At 74.0% G+C, this 14,578-nt stretch carries 14 protein-coding genes; 6 read left to right on the top strand and 8 right to left on the bottom strand.

Going from position 1 to position 14,578, the window contains the following annotated elements; translation table 11 throughout:
* Window positions 1-31 precede the first annotated feature (31 nt).
* From WCD58_RS18355 to WCD58_RS18340, 4 genes are read right to left on the bottom strand one after another with little or no spacing between them, the layout of a single operon-like run.
* Window positions 32-1,657, bottom strand: coding sequence for an acyl-CoA carboxylase subunit beta (locus WCD58_RS18355; RefSeq protein ID WP_337704493.1), 1,626 nt, complete (start codon window positions 1,655-1,657; stop codon window positions 32-34).
* Complete coding sequence (locus WCD58_RS18350; RefSeq protein ID WP_337704492.1) at window positions 1,654-2,484, bottom strand: TIGR03084 family metal-binding protein; 831 nt, start codon at window positions 2,482-2,484, stop codon at window positions 1,654-1,656. The genes WCD58_RS18355 and WCD58_RS18350 overlap by 4 nt, the downstream gene beginning before the upstream one ends.
* The gene (locus tag WCD58_RS18345; protein WP_337704491.1) at window positions 2,481-3,719 is read right to left on the bottom strand and encodes an acyl-CoA dehydrogenase family protein; all 1,239 of its coding nucleotides are present in this window, start codon (window positions 3,717-3,719) and stop codon (window positions 2,481-2,483) included. The genes WCD58_RS18350 and WCD58_RS18345 overlap by 4 nt, the downstream gene beginning before the upstream one ends.
* On the bottom strand, window positions 3,716-5,215 hold the full coding sequence (locus tag WCD58_RS18340; RefSeq protein WP_337704490.1) for an acyl-CoA synthetase: 1,500 nt from the start codon (window positions 5,213-5,215) through the stop codon (window positions 3,716-3,718). The genes WCD58_RS18345 and WCD58_RS18340 overlap by 4 nt, the downstream gene beginning before the upstream one ends.
* A gap of 83 nt (window positions 5,216-5,298) precedes the next feature.
* Here WCD58_RS18340 and WCD58_RS18335 point away from each other — a divergent pair, with 83 nt between their 5' ends.
* Window positions 5,299-6,012 carry a TetR-type transcription factor C-terminal domain-containing protein gene (locus WCD58_RS18335; protein WP_337704489.1) on the top strand — a complete coding sequence of 238 codons (714 nt, stop codon included), beginning with the start codon at window positions 5,299-5,301 and terminating at the stop codon, window positions 6,010-6,012.
* Between the two features lie 6 nt (window positions 6,013-6,018).
* On the opposite strand, the gene WCD58_RS18330 is transcribed toward WCD58_RS18335, so the two are convergent.
* Window positions 6,019-6,447 (bottom strand): DUF6069 family protein, encoded by a 429-nt coding sequence (locus tag WCD58_RS18330; protein WP_337704488.1) that lies wholly within the window; start codon window positions 6,445-6,447, stop codon window positions 6,019-6,021.
* Window positions 6,448-6,535: 88 nt separating this feature from the next.
* Window positions 6,536-6,967, bottom strand: coding sequence for a nucleoside deaminase (locus WCD58_RS18325; protein WP_337704601.1), 432 nt, complete (start codon window positions 6,965-6,967; stop codon window positions 6,536-6,538).
* A 61-nt stretch (window positions 6,968-7,028) separates the two neighbouring features.
* Here WCD58_RS18325 and WCD58_RS18320 point away from each other — a divergent pair, with 61 nt between their 5' ends.
* The 5 genes from WCD58_RS18320 (at window position 7,029) to WCD58_RS18300 (ending at window position 13,410) form a co-directional block, all read left to right on the top strand.
* Window positions 7,029-7,871 (top strand): Fpg/Nei family DNA glycosylase, encoded by an 843-nt coding sequence (locus WCD58_RS18320; protein ID WP_373696242.1) that lies wholly within the window; start codon window positions 7,029-7,031, stop codon window positions 7,869-7,871.
* Between the two features lie 68 nt (window positions 7,872-7,939).
* Complete coding sequence (gene gdhA, locus WCD58_RS18315; RefSeq protein WP_337704486.1) at window positions 7,940-9,295, top strand: NADP-specific glutamate dehydrogenase; 1,356 nt, start codon at window positions 7,940-7,942, stop codon at window positions 9,293-9,295.
* A gap of 23 nt (window positions 9,296-9,318) precedes the next feature.
* Window positions 9,319-10,863, top strand: a complete 1,545-nt coding sequence (locus WCD58_RS18310; RefSeq protein WP_337704485.1) for an acyl--CoA ligase family protein — start codon at window positions 9,319-9,321, stop codon at window positions 10,861-10,863.
* A gap of 80 nt (window positions 10,864-10,943) precedes the next feature.
* A complete protein-coding gene (locus WCD58_RS18305) occupies window positions 10,944-12,893 on the top strand; it encodes a S9 family peptidase (protein ID WP_337704484.1) in 1,950 nt (649 codons plus the stop codon).
* An 82-nt stretch (window positions 12,894-12,975) separates the two neighbouring features.
* Entirely contained in the window at window positions 12,976-13,410 is a 435-nt protein-coding gene (locus tag WCD58_RS18300; RefSeq protein ID WP_337704483.1) for a hypothetical protein, read from the top strand.
* A 76-nt stretch (window positions 13,411-13,486) separates the two neighbouring features.
* Here the strand turns inward: WCD58_RS18300 and WCD58_RS18295 are convergent, their stop codons facing one another.
* On the bottom strand, window positions 13,487-13,897 hold the full coding sequence (locus tag WCD58_RS18295; RefSeq protein ID WP_337704482.1) for a YbjQ family protein: 411 nt from the start codon (window positions 13,895-13,897) through the stop codon (window positions 13,487-13,489).
* Between the two features lie 98 nt (window positions 13,898-13,995).
* Entirely contained in the window at window positions 13,996-14,565 is a 570-nt protein-coding gene (locus WCD58_RS18290; RefSeq protein WP_337704481.1) for an SACE_7040 family transcriptional regulator, read from the bottom strand.
* Window positions 14,566-14,578: the final 13 nt, after the last annotated feature.

Here is a 14,578-nt window from a genome sequence, read left to right as displayed (position 1 = left end):
GTGCTCGGGGGGCGGAGCCCCCCGAGGGTGGTCACATCCGGAACGGCGCGAAGCGGGTCGCGCCGGTGATCGGGGCCGAGTGGACCGCGGACAGGGCGAGGCCGAGGACCGTGCGGGTGTCACGGGGGTCGATGACGCCGTCGTCCCACATCCGCCCCGACGCGTAGACGGCGTTGGACTGTGCCTCGACGCCGTCCTCGATCGCCTTCCGGGTGGCGCGGTCGGTGTCCTCGTCGTAGGAGCGTCCGGCCCGTTCCGCCGAGCGCCGCTGCACCATCGACATGACGCCGGCGAGCTGGGTGCCGCCCATGACAGCGATGCGGTGGTTGGGCCAGGTGAACACGAAGCGCGGGTCGTAGGCGCGCCCGGACATGCCGTAGTTCCCGGCCCCGTAGGACGCGCCGACCATGAGCGTCAGGTGCGGGACCTCGGAGTTCGACACCGCGTTGATCAGCTTCGCGCCGTCCTTGATGATCCCGCCGCGCTCGTAGGCCGAGCCGACCATGAACCCGGTGATGTTCTGGACGAACAGCAGCGGGATCGACCGGGCGTTGGCGAGCTGGACGAACTGCGCGCCCTTCTGCGACTCCTCGGAGAACAGGATCCCGTTGTTCGCGAGCACGCCGACCGGGAAGCCTCCGATCGAGCCCCACCCGCACACGAGCGTCGTGCCGTAGAGCGGCTTGTGCTCGTCGAACCGCGAGCCGTCGAGCACCCGGGCGAGGACGTCGCGGACCTCGACGCTGCGCTTGGCGTCGCTCGCCGCGCACGCCAGGAGCTCCTCGGCCGGGCGCAGCGGCGGGTCGGCCGGCAGCGACGGCCCCGGCCCCGCCTTCCGCCAGCCCAGGTCGGCGACGATGCGCCGCCCGATGCGCAGGGCGTCGCGCTCGTCGGCGGCCAGGTGGTCGGCGAGGCCCGACTCGCGCGCGTGCATCTCCGCGCCGCCGAGGGTCTCGTCGTCGACGTCCTCGTTGATCGCCATCTTCACCAGCGGCGGACCGCCCAGGTAGACGGTCGCCTGCCCGCGGACGAAGACCGTGTACTCGCTCATCCCCGGCATGTACGCGCCGCCGGCGGTCGAGGAGCCGAAGACCACGGCGATCGTCGGGATGCCCGCCGCCGACAGCCGCGTCATCTCGCGGAACGTGCGCCCGCCGGGCACGAACAGGTCGGCCTGGCGCGGGAGGTCGGCGCCGCCGGACTCGACGAGCGCGACCACCGGCAGCCGGTTGCGCTCGGCGATCTCCAGGGCGCGCAGCTGCTTGGTGACGCCGATCGGGGTGATCGACCCGCCCTTCACCGTCGGCTCGTTCGCGACGACCATGCACTCGACGCCGCTGACCGCGCCGATCCCGACCACCAGCCCCGCGCCCGGCGTCGTCAGGTCCGGCTCGTGGGCCCCGGCCAGCGCGCCGATCTCGAGGAACGCGGCGTCGGGGTCGAGCAGCAGGTCGACGCGCTCACGGGCGGTCAGCCGGCCGCGCGCGTGGTGCCGGTCGACGTACTTGGCGCCGCCGGCGGCGAGCACCGTCGCGGCGACCTCGTCGACCCCGGCGAGCGCGTCGAGCATCGCCGCACGGTCGGCGGCGTACTCCGGCGAGCTCGGGTCCAGCCGTGAACCGAGGACCGCGCTCGGCGTGATCTCCTGGAGGGTCATGCGCGCTGCGGATCCTTCCCCGGCGTGCCCGCGAACGCCTGCCCGAGCTCCATCCACTCGCGCGCCGCGTCACCGGTGATCTCGAGGTTCGTGTCGTCGACGTGCACCCGGCGCACGAGCACCAGGCAGAACTCCTCGGCGTCGCCGGCGATCCGATCCGGGATCGAGCGCGTGGCGTTACGGACACTGGACGTCTGCGACGCCACGTCGCTGACATCTCCCCATGCCCAGGGAGCACCGCCCGAGGGGCCGGTGAGCTCGACGCGGACGGGCACGTCGGGGACGTCCCGCGAGCGGACCCGGTAGCCCTGCGCCCGGGCCCGGACGGCGATGTCGGCGACGTGGCGCAGGCGGTCGGTCGGCGTGAGGCGGGTGCCCAGGGCGTCGGCGACGTCGGTGCCGTGCGCCCAGGTCTCCATGATCCGGCTCGTGATCGCCGAGCGCAGCGACATCGGCGGCCCGTACCAGGGCAGGCGCGCCGACGGGTCGCAGGCGCGCGCCGCGTCGTCGAACGCCCGGGCCGCGTCCTGCCAGTACGCGAGCGCCGCGGGCCCGACCTCCGGGACCTCGCTCAGGGTCCGGTCGACGTAGCCCGCGATGTCGGTGATCGCGTCGCGCTCGGCCTCGAACTCCGCCGGCGTCGAGATCGCCCGCGCGAACGACCCGTCGAACCAGCCGAGGTGGGCGACCTGGTCGCGCACGGTCCACGGCTCCGCCCGCGTCGGCAGCGTCCACGACGAGCGCGGGATCTCGCGCACCAGCGACATCACCGCCGCCCGCTCGGCGTCGAGGTCGCCCAGGAGCGACTCCACGGTCGGTGCGCTCATCCGTCCAGCCCCAACCGGCCCGCCACGACCTCGGTCATGATCTCGTTCGCGCCGCCGCCGATGCCCAGGATCCGCGCGTCGCGGTAGTGGCGCTCGACCTCCACGCCGTGCATGTAGCCCATCCCTCCGTGCAGCTGGACGGCCCGGTCGACGACGGCGTCGCACGCCACGACCGCCGTGTTCTTGGCCATCGCGAGCTCGGTGACGACGTCCTCGCCCGCCTGCCAGCGCGCGAGGACGTCCCGCACGTAGGTCCTCGCGACCGTGGCCGAACGCGCCATCTCCGCGATCTGGTGCCGCACGACCTGGCGCTGCGCGAGCGGCGCGCCGAACGTCCGCCGGGAGCGGGCCCAGTCGATCGTCAGGTCGACGCAGCGCTGCGCGGTCGCGTACGCCTGCACGGCCATCGACAGCCGCTCCGCCGCGAAGTTGACCATGATCTGGCGGAAGCCGGTGCCCTCGGCGCCGACGAGGTTCGCCGCCGGTACGCGCACCCCGTCGAAGCGCAGCTCCGCGGTGTCGCTGCAGTGCCAGCCCATCTTGCGCAGCCGCGCACGCGACACCCCGGGCCGGTCGGTCTCGATCACCAGCAGCGACAGGCCGCGGTGGCCCTCGCCGCCGGTGCGCACGGCGGTGGTGACGACGTCCGCCCGCGTCCCCGAGGTGATGAACGTCTTCGCGCCGTCGACGACGTACTCGTCGCCGTCGCGCCGGGCGCGCGTAGTGATCGCCGCGACGTCGGAGCCGGCCTCGGGCTCGGTGATGCCGAGCGCGGCGATCAGCCGCCCGGCGAGGGCGGGCTTCACGAAGCGCGCGATCTGGTCGGGGTCGCCGGCGTTGGCGATGTGCGGGACCCCGATGCCGTGGGTGAACAGGCCCGCGCACACCCCGCTCGACCCGCCGGAGAGGATCAGCTGCTCGGCGACGAGGCACGCGTCGAGGTGCTCGCCGACCCCGCCCGCGGCCTCCGGGAACCCCAGCTCGAGCAGCCCCAGGGCCCCGGCGCGCTCGTGGAGTGCCCGGGGCAGCGCGCCCTCGTCCTCCCACGCCGCGAGGTGGGGCACGATCTCGCGCGCGGTGAAGTCGGCGACCAGCTCACGCAGCGCCCGCCGCTCCGGCGTCGCCCACGCGTCGTGCGCCGAGCCGTTGGAGCGAGGGTGACCCTCGCTGCCTGCGACGCAGCCAGGGCGTCCCTCGCTCGACAGGCTCGCCGACCCCGTCACCGCCTCTGTCATCGCCGGACCGCCTCGGCCTGCCCGGCGAACTGCTCGCGCAGGACCCGCTTGAGCAGCTTCCCGGTCGCGTTGCGGGGCAGTTCCTCGACGACCTCGACGCGTCGCGGCGCCTTGAAGTGCGCGATGCGCTCGCGGGCGTAGGCGATCACCTCGTCCGGGTCGAGCGCCCCGGACGCGACCACCACCGCCAGCACCGTCTCGCCCCACTGCGCGTCGCCGACCCCGACGACGGCGACGTCGGCGATCGCCGGGTGGCGGTGCAGGACCTGCTCGACCTCGATCGGGTAGACGTTCTCGCCGCCCGTGATGATCATGTCCTTCTTGCGGTCCACGAGCGTCACGAAGCCCTCGGCGTCGCGGACGCCCAGGTCACCGGAGTGGAACCACCCCTCGCGCAGGACCTCGGCGCTCGCCTCCGGCCGGTTCCAGTAGCCCGCGAACACCGTCGGGCCCCGCAGCACCAGCTCCCCGACCTCGCCGACCCCGACCTCCTCCCCGCTCTCGGACACCAGCCGGGCGTCGACGTGCAGGAACGGGCGCCCGACCGAGCCGGCGTGGGTGAGCACGTCGGCGGCGTCGAGGAACAGTGCCGCGGGGGACAGCTCGGTCATCCCGAAGCCCTCGGTGAACGTCCAGCCGAGGCCGGTGAAGTGCTCGATCACCGTCACCGGGCAGGGCGCCCCGCCGGAGATCGCCCAGCGCAGCGCCGGCTGGAGTGGCAGCGAGGGCAGCCGGGTCAGCGCCGCCCACATCGCGGGGACGAGGAACTGGGTGGTGACGCCCTCGGTGGCCATGAGCTCGGCGAACGCCGCGGGGTCGAACGCCGGGACAACGACGACCGTGCCGCCGGCGTAGAGCAGGGGGAGCGCGGAGAGCCCGAGCGCGCCGATGTGGAAGAGCGGTGCCGCCGCGATCGTCACCTCGGAGCCGCCGATGCCGGGACCCGCGGTGACCATGTTGATCGCGTTCCACAGCATGTTGTCGTGCGTGAGGACCGCGCCCTTCGGGACGCCCGTGGTCCCCGAGGTGTACATTATCACGCAGGGGTCGTCACCGGCCGCCGGGTGCGGCGCGACGGTGCCGTCGCCCGGCTCCGCGCCGAGGTCCACCACCGCCGGAGGGTCGTCCAGCCCGCTTAGAGCCTCCTCGGCCAGGGACGAGAACGTCGCCGAGCGCACCAGCACCGTCGACCCCGAGTCGCCCAGGACGTGCGCGACCTCGGCCGGCGCGAGGCGGTGGTTGACCGGCACGGCGATCGCGCCGACCCGTGCCGCGCCGAAGAGCCACTCGAGGTAGGCGGCGGAGTTCTCGCCGAGCAGGGCGACGCGCGTGCCCGCCCCGACGCCGAGCGCGACGAGGGCGGCGGCCCGCGCGCTCACGCGCCGGTCGAGCGTGGCGTAGTCGTGGCGGGCGCCGGTGGCGACGTCGACGAGGGCCGTGTGCGCGGGCCGGCGCTCCGCGCGTCGCGCGACCCAGTCGGCGATCCCACCGTCCACCGCCGGCTCCTCTCGACGCGTCCCACGACCCCGTGGCGTGCGCTACTCTGCCCGTACGTGCGGTCAGTTTTCAAGGGGGCGTCGTGACCGAACCGGTGGTGGCCCCGGGCCGCCCTCGCGGCGGGCGGCGCGACGAGATCCTCGCGACCTTCACCCGCCACATCGCCGAGCGCGGGTACGACCGCGCCAACCTCGGCGACGTCGCCGCCGAGCTCGGGATGAGCAAGGGCACGATCGTCCACCATTTCGGCACCAAGGACCGCATGCTCGCCGAGGTCCAGGAGCGCTACATGCGCCGGCGCCTCGACGAGGCGCACGCGCTCCTCGCCCGGCTCACCGCCCCTGAGGAGCGGATCGCCGCGTTCGTGCACGCCGGCGTCCGCTACTCGACCCTCGAGCCCGCCACCACCGTCGCCTTCCAGCGCGAGGTCGTGCGCCTCACCGACGTGCCGGGGATGGAGACCGCGCGGGCGCAGCGCGACGCGTACCGCGACCTCGTCGTCGCGGTCCTGCACGAGGGGGAGGAGGCCGGGGTGTTCGCGCCCGGCGACGCGCGGCTGCGCAGCCTGCAGATGTTCGGCTCGCTGCACTGGATGTGGACGTGGTTCGACCCGCAGGGCCGGATGACGCCCGAGGACGTCGCCGCCGAGTTCTGCCGCACGCTGCTGCGCGGGCTCGGGGTGCCCGACGAGCGGGGCGCGGCGGCGTCCGACCCGCACGGTGCGGTGGCCCGCTGCGTCACCGAGGTCCTGACGCACGAGAGCCCCGGGACCGGGGTCCCGGGGCTCGTGCCGTGACGGTGCTCAGCGGCGCGTGAAGGCGGGGATCACGACGGCCGCGACCGCGAGGTGCGCGATCATCAGGCCGATGCGGGTGGACGCGGTGGCCTCGACCAGGCCGATGGGGGTCATCGACACGGCCAGGACACCGACGGCGAGGTAGGTCCAGGCGGTGCGGCCCCAGGTGGCGACGCGCTCGAGGACCGCCAGCAGCGCCCAGCCGAGCAGAGCGATGATCACCGTCGAGCCCACGGCCGCGGGGATGTCGACGCGGGCGGTGCCCTGCACGTCGGTGATCCAGTAGTCGGCGCCGAGCAGTGCGCCGACCGTCCAGCCCGCGAGGGCGGCGGCACCGGCACCGACGACGGCGAGGCCGCGGGTCGTCGCGCGGGACACGGTGCGGGCCGGGGCGGCGGTGGCGGTGGCGGCGGGGGCGGTGACGACGACGGACATGGTGACCTCCGGGGCGGGGTGTCAGCGGGTTTCTCTGCCCCCAGGTCGAACGGCGACGACGCGTTTCGACACGGTCCCGGAAAAACTTCTACTCGGGCCCGCCGATGTCCTCGAGCCACGCCTCCGGGTGGTCGGCGGCGAAGCGCTGCATGAGCGCCGCGCAGTCCGGGTCGTCGAGCACCGTCACCTCGACGCCCAGGTCGGCGAGCCACGCGTGCTGCCCGCCGAAGTTCTCCGCCTCGCCCACGATCAGGCGCGGGATGCGGAACTGCCGGATGAGTCCCGCGCAGAACCAGCACGGCGAGAGCGTCGTGACCATCGTCGTCTCGCGGTAGTGCGGGCGGCGCCCGGCGGCGCGGAAGGCGGCGGTCTCGCCGTGGGTGGCGGGGTCGCCGTCCTGGATGCGGCGGTTGTGGCCGCGCCCGAGGAGCTCCCCGTCGGCGCCGAACAGCGCCGCCCCGACGGGGACGCCGCCCGCGGCCGCGCCGGTCCGGGCCTCCTCGAGGGCGACGGCGAGCATGGCGGTGGGAGTCAGCACGAGGATCAGTGTGCAGCCCCACCACCACGGCAGAATGGGTCGCGTGCCGGAGCTGCCCGAGGTCGAGAACGCGCGCCAGGTCGTCGAGAAGGCCCTGGACCGGGTGATCGCGAGCGTCGACGACACCGACGAGTACGTCTGCCGCCCGCACCACCCGGGCGAGATCGACCAGGCCCTCAAGGGCGGCCGCCTCACCGCGGCGCACCGGCGCGGCAAGACGATGTGGTGCGACACCGTGACCGCCGACGGCGAGGCGGGTCCCCACCTGGGCATCCACCTCGGCATGGGCGGGCGCATCTTCGTCACCGGACCGACCGGGAACGAGGACTCCAGCCTCTACGCCGGCGGCGACCCGCACGTCGGCGGCATGCCGAAGAAGCCCGGCGAGCGGCCGGACAAGCCGGAGTGGGACCGCGTCACGATCAGCTTCGACGACGGCGGGGCCCTGCGGCTGTTCGACAAGCGCCGCCTCGGGCGCGTGCACCTCGAGCCCGACGTCGACGCGCTCGGCCCGGACGCCGCCGAGATCACCCGCGACGAGTTCCGCGCCCGCGTCGGCAAGGGGATCGTCGCGATCAAGGCGAAGCTGCTCGACCAGTCGGTGCTCGCCGGCGTCGGCAACCTGCTCGCCGACGAGACGCTCTGGGAGGCGAAGCTCTCGCCGTCGCGCCCGGCGGGCGACCTCTCGACCGAGGAGCTCGACGACCTGCGCCGGGTCCTGCGCCGCGCCACCCGGGACGCCATCAAGAAGGGCGGCGTGCACACCGGCGAGGTGATCCCGCACCGCGCGAAGGACGAGACGTGCCCGCGCTGCGGCGCCCCGATGGAGAAGGGCACGGTCGGCGGCCGGACGACGTGGTGGTGCTCGGCCGAGCAGTCCGACTGAGTCCGCCGACCGGCGGGTAACAACGCAGGCGGAAGCCCGACGGGACGACGACGTCACGAAGGACGGCGATGACGCGCGCAGACACGCACGAGCCCGAGAACGCGGTGCTGCGGGAGGTCTGGCGCGACGTCCTGCGCCGTGACCCCCACCAGGACTTCTTCCACGCCGACGTCCGCGGGATGCTCCGCAGCATCGGGCCGGTGCTCGTCGAGCACCCGGAGTACGCCGACGTCGTCGGGCGGCTCTGCGAGCCCGAGCGGGTCATCGTCTTCCGGGTCCCGTGGACCGACGACGCGGGCACCGTGCGGGTCAACCGCGGGATCCGGGTGCAGTTCAACTCCGCGCTCGGCCCGTACAAGGGCGGCCTGCGGTTCGCGCCGTCGGTGGACCTCGACGTCATCAAGTTCCTCGGCTTCGAGCAGGTGTTCAAGAACGCCCTGACCGGCCAGGACATCGGGGGCGGCAAGGGCGGCGCGGACGTCGACCCGAAGACGCTGTCGACGGGCGAGCTCATGCGGTTCTGCCAGTCGTTCGCCACCGAGCTCGCCCGCCACGTCGGGGCCGCGGTGGACGTGCCCGCGGGCGACATGGGCGTCGGGTCCCGCGAGATCGGCTGGATCTACGGGCAGTACCAGCGCCTCATCGGCTACCACGAGCCCGGCGCCTTCACCGGCAAGCCGGCGGTGCTGGGCGGCTCGGCGCTGCGGCCCGAGGCGACCGGCTTCGGCGCCGTCTACTTCACCCGGCGCATGCTCGCCGAGCAGGGGCGCGACCTCGACGGCGCCCGCGTCGTCGTCTCCGGCAGCGGCAACGTCGCGCTCTTCGCGATGGAGAAGGTGATCGCGTCGGGCGGCACCGTCGTCGGCTGCTCGGACTCGCGGGGGTCGGTCGCGGAGCCCGACGGCGTCGACGTCGACGCGCTGCGCGAGGTCAAGGGGCAGGGCGGCTCGGTGGCCGACTACGCCGAGAAGCGCTCGAACGCGACGGCGTCCGACGGGTCGGCGTTCACCCTGGACTGCGACGTCGCGCTGCCGTGCGCGACACAGAACGAGATCGGCCCGGAGGAGGCGCGCGCGCTCGTCGACCACGGCTGCTGGGTGGTGGCCGAGGGCGCCAACGGCCCGGTCACGCCGGAGGCGCGGGAGATCCTGCGCGAGGCCGGGGTCGGCTTCGGTCCGGGCAAGGCCGCCAACTCGGGCGGGGTCGCGGTGTCGGCACTCGAGATGCAGCAGAACGCGGGCCGCGAGCGCTGGAGCGGCGAGGACGTCGACGAGCGCCTCCAGACGATCATGGGCGAGGCTTTCGACCGGGTCCGCGACGCCGCCGAGCGCTACCACGGCGATCCGACCGACCTCGAGAACGGCGCCAACGCGGCGGGCTTCCTGCGCGTCGCGGAGGCGATGACGAGCCTGGGCGTCGTCTAGGGCGATCGGGTAGACCTCGGGGCATGTCCGTCACCCCCGCGCCCTTCAGCTTCGCCGAACTCACCCCGACGGCGTTCCTGGACCGCGCCGCGCACGTGTTCGCCACCCGCGACGCGGTCGTCGACGGCGACCAGCGCTTCACCTACGCCGAGTTCGGCGCGCGCTCCCGGCGGCTCGCAGGGGCGCTGCACGAGCTGGGGATCGAGCCCGGCGACCGGGTGGCGGCGCTGGCGAGCAACAGCCACGTGATGCTCGAGTGCCACCACGGCGTCCCGTACGCCGGCGCGGTGCTCGTGCCGCTGAACACCCGGCTCTCGGTCGACGAGATCGTCCACATCGTCGAGCACTCCGGCGCCAAGCTGCTGATCGCCACCCGCGAGCTGGTCGAGAACGCGCGCGCGGTGGCGGAGCGGACCGGTGTCCAGCTCGTCGAGGAGGGCGAGCGCTACGAGGGCCTCGTCGCCGACTCCCCGGAGCGCGTCGTGCCCGTCGCCGACGAGCGCGGCCTGCTCGCGATCAACTACACGTCCGGGACGACCGGGCGCCCCAAGGGCGTGATGTACCACCACCGCGGCGCCAACCTCCAGGCGCTGGCGATGGCGTTCCACATGCGCCTCGAGCCGGCCTCGCGGTACCTGTGGACCCTGCCGATGTTCCACTGCGACGGCTGGTGCTTCCCCTGGGCGGTCACCGCGGCGGGCGGGCTGCACGTGTGCCTGCGGGCGATCGACGCCGAGGAGATCTGGCGGCTCATCCGCACCGAGGGCGTCACTCACTACTGCGCGGCGCCGACCGTCCTGACGATGATCGCCCACGCCGAGGCGGCGAAGGAGGGCCCGGCGCCGGAGCGGGTCACGGTGGCGACCGGCGGCGCGCCGCCCTCGCCGACGCTGCTGGCGCGGATGGACTCGCTCGGGATGGGCATCACGCACCTCTACGGCCTGACCGAGACGTACGGCCCGGCCGCCGTGAACGACTGGCACCCGGAGTGGGACGCCCTCGACGCCGACGAGCAGGCGCGGCTCAAGGCGCGCCAGGGCGTCGGCAACGTCGTCGCGCAGCGCCTGCGGGTGCTCTCCGAGGACGACGGCAGCGATGTGCCGTGGGACGGCGAGACCCTCGGCGAACTGGTGCTGCGCGGCAACGATGTCATGCTCGGCTACTACCGCGACCCCGAGGCGACCGCGGAGGTGGACGCCGACGGCTGGTTCCGTACCGGTGACCTCGGCGTCATCCACTCCGACGGCTACGTGGAGATCCGCGACCGGAGCAAGGACGTGATCATCTCCGGCGGCGAGAACATCGCCTCGGTCGAGGTCGAGCGGGTCCTCGACAGCCACCCCGCGGTGATCGAGTCCGCGGTCGTCGGCGCGCCCGACGAGCGGTGGGGCGAGGTGCCCGTCGCGTTCGTGACGGTGTCCGAGGACGTCGACCCCGACGCGCTGGTGGAGCACGTCCGCGCCCACCTTGCCCGCTTCAAGGCGCCGAAGAAGATCGTCTTCGGCGACCTGCCCAAGACCTCGACGGGGAAGATCCAGAAGAACGTCCTCCGCGACCGGACGGAGTAGCGCGCGTGTCAGCGACGTGGCGTCGCTGACACCCAGTGTCCGTATTCTTCCGTCGATCATGAGCCGCCTACGGTGACGGCGTGACCCCGCTGCCCTACGGATCCTGGCCGACACCGATCACGTCCGAGCGCGTCGTCACCGCCGCCGTGCGCCTCGAGGACGTCCGCCCCGACGGGAGCGGCGGCGTCGTGTGGGGCGAGGGCCGCGCGGCCGAGGGCGGGCGCACGCAGCTCGTGCGCCGCGACGCCGAGGGCACGGTCACCGACCTGCTCCCCGAGGGCGCCAACGCGCGCACCGCGGTCCACGAGTACGGCGGCGGGGCGTGGTGGCTCCACGGCGGAGCGGTCTTCTTCGTCGACTGGGCCGACCAGCGGCTGCGGCGCCTCGACGGCGACACGATCACGGTCCTCACCCCGGAGCCCGCGACCCCGCGCGGCGACCGCTACGCCGACGGCGACGTCGCGCCCGACGGCACCTGGCTCGTCTGTGTCCGCGAGCGCCACCCGCGCGAGGGCGCCCCGGCCACCGAGGTCGTCAACGAGATCGTGCGCCTCGACGCGCGGGAGCCGAGCGAGCCGCAGGTGCTGGTCACCGGCCCGGACTTCGTCGCCGCCCCGCGCCTCTCGCCCGACGCGGGCCGGCTCGCCTGGGTCTCCTGGGACCACCCGTCGATGCCGTGGGACGACACCGTGCTCACCGTGCGCGACCTCGCCACCGGCGCCGACACCGTCGTCGCGGGCGGGCCCGGCGAGTCGGTCGCCGAGCCCGCCTGGCAGGCCGACGGCTCGCTGCACTTCCTCTCCGACCGCACGGGCTGGTGGAACCTCTACCGCTGGGACGGCTCCACGGTCTCCGGCGTGGTCGTCGTCGACGCCGAGATCGGCCTGCCCGCCTGGCAGCTCGCCGGCTCCCGGTCCGCGACCGTCGGCGACAGCGTCGTCTTCGCCCGCTCCTCGCAGGGGTTCGACGCCCTCTGCGTCCGCGAGAAGGGGGAGCACGCCGATAGGGGCGCGGTCAGCGAGCTCGACACCCCCTTCAGCGCCATCCGCTCGGTGCGCGCCGACGGGACGGACGCCGTCGTCTGCATCGCCGGCTCGCCGACCTCCGAGGCCGGCGTGCACCGGGTCGGCCTCGACGGCACCGTCACGACGCTGCGGGCACCGCGCGACCTGGGCCTCGACTCGGCGACGATCTCCGTCCCGGAGCCGATGACGTTCGCCTCCGTCGACGGCGCGGGACGTCCCCGCGACGCGCACGCGCTCTACTACCCGCCGGCGGGAGACGGGCCTCGAGACCAGCTCCCGCCCCTGCTCGTCGTCATCCACGGCGGCCCGACCGGACAGGCCGCCCCGGTGCTCGCGCTCGGCCTGCAGTACTGGACGAGCCGGGGCTTCGGGGTCGTCGACGTCAACCACGGCGGCTCCACCGGCTACGGGCGCGCCTACCGCGAGCAGCTGAAGGGCGCGTGGGGTGTCGTCGACGTCGCCGACTGCCTCGCCGCCGCCCGCGCCCTCGCCGACGCCGGCCGCGTCGATCCCGACCGGCTGGCCATCCGGGGCGGCTCGGCGGGCGGGTTCACCACGCTCGCAGCCCTGGCCCGCGACGACACCCCGTTCTCCGCCGGCGCCGACCACTTCGGCGTCGCCGACCTCGAGGCGCTGGCCGCCGACACCCACAAGTTCGAGTCGCGCTACCTCGACGGCCTCGTCGGTCCCTACCCGGAGGCGCGCGAGGTCTACGTCGAGCGCTCGCCGATCACGCACGTCGAGCGCTTCGCGACCCCGCTGATCGTGCTCCAGGGCGACGAGGACGCGATCGTCCCGCCGAACCAGTCGGAGATGATCGTCGACGCCCTGCGCCGGCGCGGCGTGCCCGTCGCGTACCTGCTCTTCGAGGGCGAGCAGCACGGGTTCCGCAAGGCCGAGAACATCCGGCGTGCCCTCGACGCGGAGCTCGCCTTCTACGCCGAGATGTTCGGCTTCGCACTCCCCGCGGACGAGGACATCACTCCCGTACCGATCGAGCGCTAGCCCGATCGCCGGTGTCCGCTTCCGTCCCGGCTGCGTGCGGTGCACAGTGAAGCGCGTCACTCCGGGTGAGGAGGGATCGACCATGGCGAGCTCACGACTGGGCCGCTTCTTCGGCCGTGGCCAGGACGACGGGGCGGTCGACACCGCGCCGCCCGAGTACACCGGCGTCGGCGCGCCGCGGCAGTACGACGCGCCCCCGGGCGCGCCGGGCCACGGCACGGCCGGCTACGGCCCGCCGGCGCCGCGCACGCCCGTCGGGGTGGTGACGTGGGCGCAGTACGAGGACGCGGTGCGCCGCCGGCGCGAGGCCGACCAGCAGGTGGGCGTGTTCGAGCGCTTCGACGCGAAGCTGAGCGAGCAGATCCACGAGGCGACCGAGGAGAGCCGCACCGACTACGTCCGCGAGCTGCTCTCCCGCCAGCGCGCGGTCCGCGCCCGTCTCGAGGAGTCGATCGTGCGGCGCAACCGCCTGCTCGGCACCGAGGAGGAGCTGCGCGCGGCGACGCGCAGCATCTGACGACTGAGGCCTACCCGGCGACGAGGAGACGACCCGACAGCGCTCCTGCGTCGCGCTGTCGTGCCGTTCCCGCGCCTCAGCGCTGCGTGTGCGGCACGACGTAGACGGCCGTGCCGTACGCCGCGATCTCGCTCGCCGTCTGGGCGATCTCGTTGCAGTCGAAGCGCAGCGCGAGCACGGCGTTGGCGCCGAACGCCATCGCCTCCTCGGAGAGCCGACCGAGCGCCTCGTGCCGCGAGTCGGAGAGCAGCTTCGACAGGCCCTTGAGCTCGCCGCCGGCCATCGCCTTGAAACCCGCGCCCATGGTCGAGAACATGTTCCGGCTACGGACGGTGAGGCCGAAGACCTCGCCGAACACACGCACGACCTCGTAGCCCGGCAGGTCGTTCATCGTCGAGAGCAGGATCGGGTAGCGCTGGCCCTGGAATGCTCCGGGCTGCTGGCCCTGCTGCTGCTGAGGCGGGTACTGGCCCTGCGGCTGGTTCACAGGCGCGGAGCGTAGCGGCGGGAGGGGTCGCCGCGGTGGGTTCTCGCTCGGCTTGTCGCCGGTCGGACAGCCGGTCGGGCAGCCGGTCAGACAGCCGGTCAGACAGGGTGCGCGTGGAGCGCCGACCGGGTCATCGTGACCAGGATGCCGGCGACGACGTCCGCGCCGGCGTGGGCGGCGCTGCGCGGGGTCGAGTTCATCAGCCCGAACGCGGCGTGCGCGGCGACGCGGGCGGTCTCGTCGCTCGCGGCGAGCCCGGCGCGGACGAGGGCGCCGACCCAGATCTCGACGTAGGCGCGCTGCAGGCCGCGCACCTGGCGGCGGGCGTCGTCGGGGAGGTTGGCGAGGTCGCGGTCCTGCACGGTGATCAGTTCGGGCTGGTGCAGCGCGAAGTCGGTGTGGAACGCGATGAGCGCGTCCAGCAGCGCCACCGGGTCGGTGTTCTGAGCCGCGCGCTCCTGCCCGCCGGCGAGCAGGTGCTCACTGATGCCGACCAGCATCTCGGCGAGCAGGCCCTCCTTGGACGGGAAGTGCCGGTACAGCGCGGGCCCGCTGACCCCGACGGCCGCGCCGATCCCGTCGATGGACACGCCGTGGAAGCCGTGGGCGGCGAACAGGCGCGCGGCCTCGCTGAGGATCTGCTCGCGGCGCGACGTCGTGACCGGCACCCTCGGCACACTA

The organism is Actinomycetospora flava (assembly GCF_037400335.1).
Lineage (GTDB): Bacteria > Actinomycetota > Actinomycetes > Mycobacteriales > Pseudonocardiaceae > Actinomycetospora > Actinomycetospora flava.
The sequence above is the reverse complement of the archived record's forward strand: the minus strand, read 5'-3'. Positions and strand labels throughout refer to the sequence as shown.

Excerpts from the sequence above, each read along its gene's own strand:
- WCD58_RS18355 (WP_337704493.1), bottom strand. The coding sequence starts at position 1,657 with ATGACCCTCCAGGAGATCACGCCGAGCGCGGTCCTCGGTTCACGGCTG.
- WCD58_RS18350 (WP_337704492.1), bottom strand. The coding sequence starts at position 2,484 with ATGAGCGCACCGACCGTGGAGTCGCTCCTGGGCGACCTCGACGCCGAG.
- WCD58_RS18345 (WP_337704491.1), bottom strand. The coding sequence starts at position 3,719 with ATGACAGAGGCGGTGACGGGGTCGGCGAGCCTGTCGAGCGAGGGACGC.
- WCD58_RS18330 (WP_337704488.1), bottom strand. The coding sequence starts at position 6,447 with ATGTCCGTCGTCGTCACCGCCCCCGCCGCCACCGCCACCGCCGCCCCG.
- WCD58_RS18325 (WP_337704601.1), bottom strand. The coding sequence starts at position 6,967 with ATGCTCGCCGTCGCCCTCGAGGAGGCCCGGACCGGCGCGGCCGCGGGC.
- gdhA (WP_337704486.1), top strand. The coding sequence starts at position 7,940 with ATGACGCGCGCAGACACGCACGAGCCCGAGAACGCGGTGCTGCGGGAG.
- WCD58_RS18310 (WP_337704485.1), top strand. The coding sequence starts at position 9,319 with ATGTCCGTCACCCCCGCGCCCTTCAGCTTCGCCGAACTCACCCCGACG.
- WCD58_RS18300 (WP_337704483.1), top strand. The coding sequence starts at position 12,976 with ATGGCGAGCTCACGACTGGGCCGCTTCTTCGGCCGTGGCCAGGACGAC.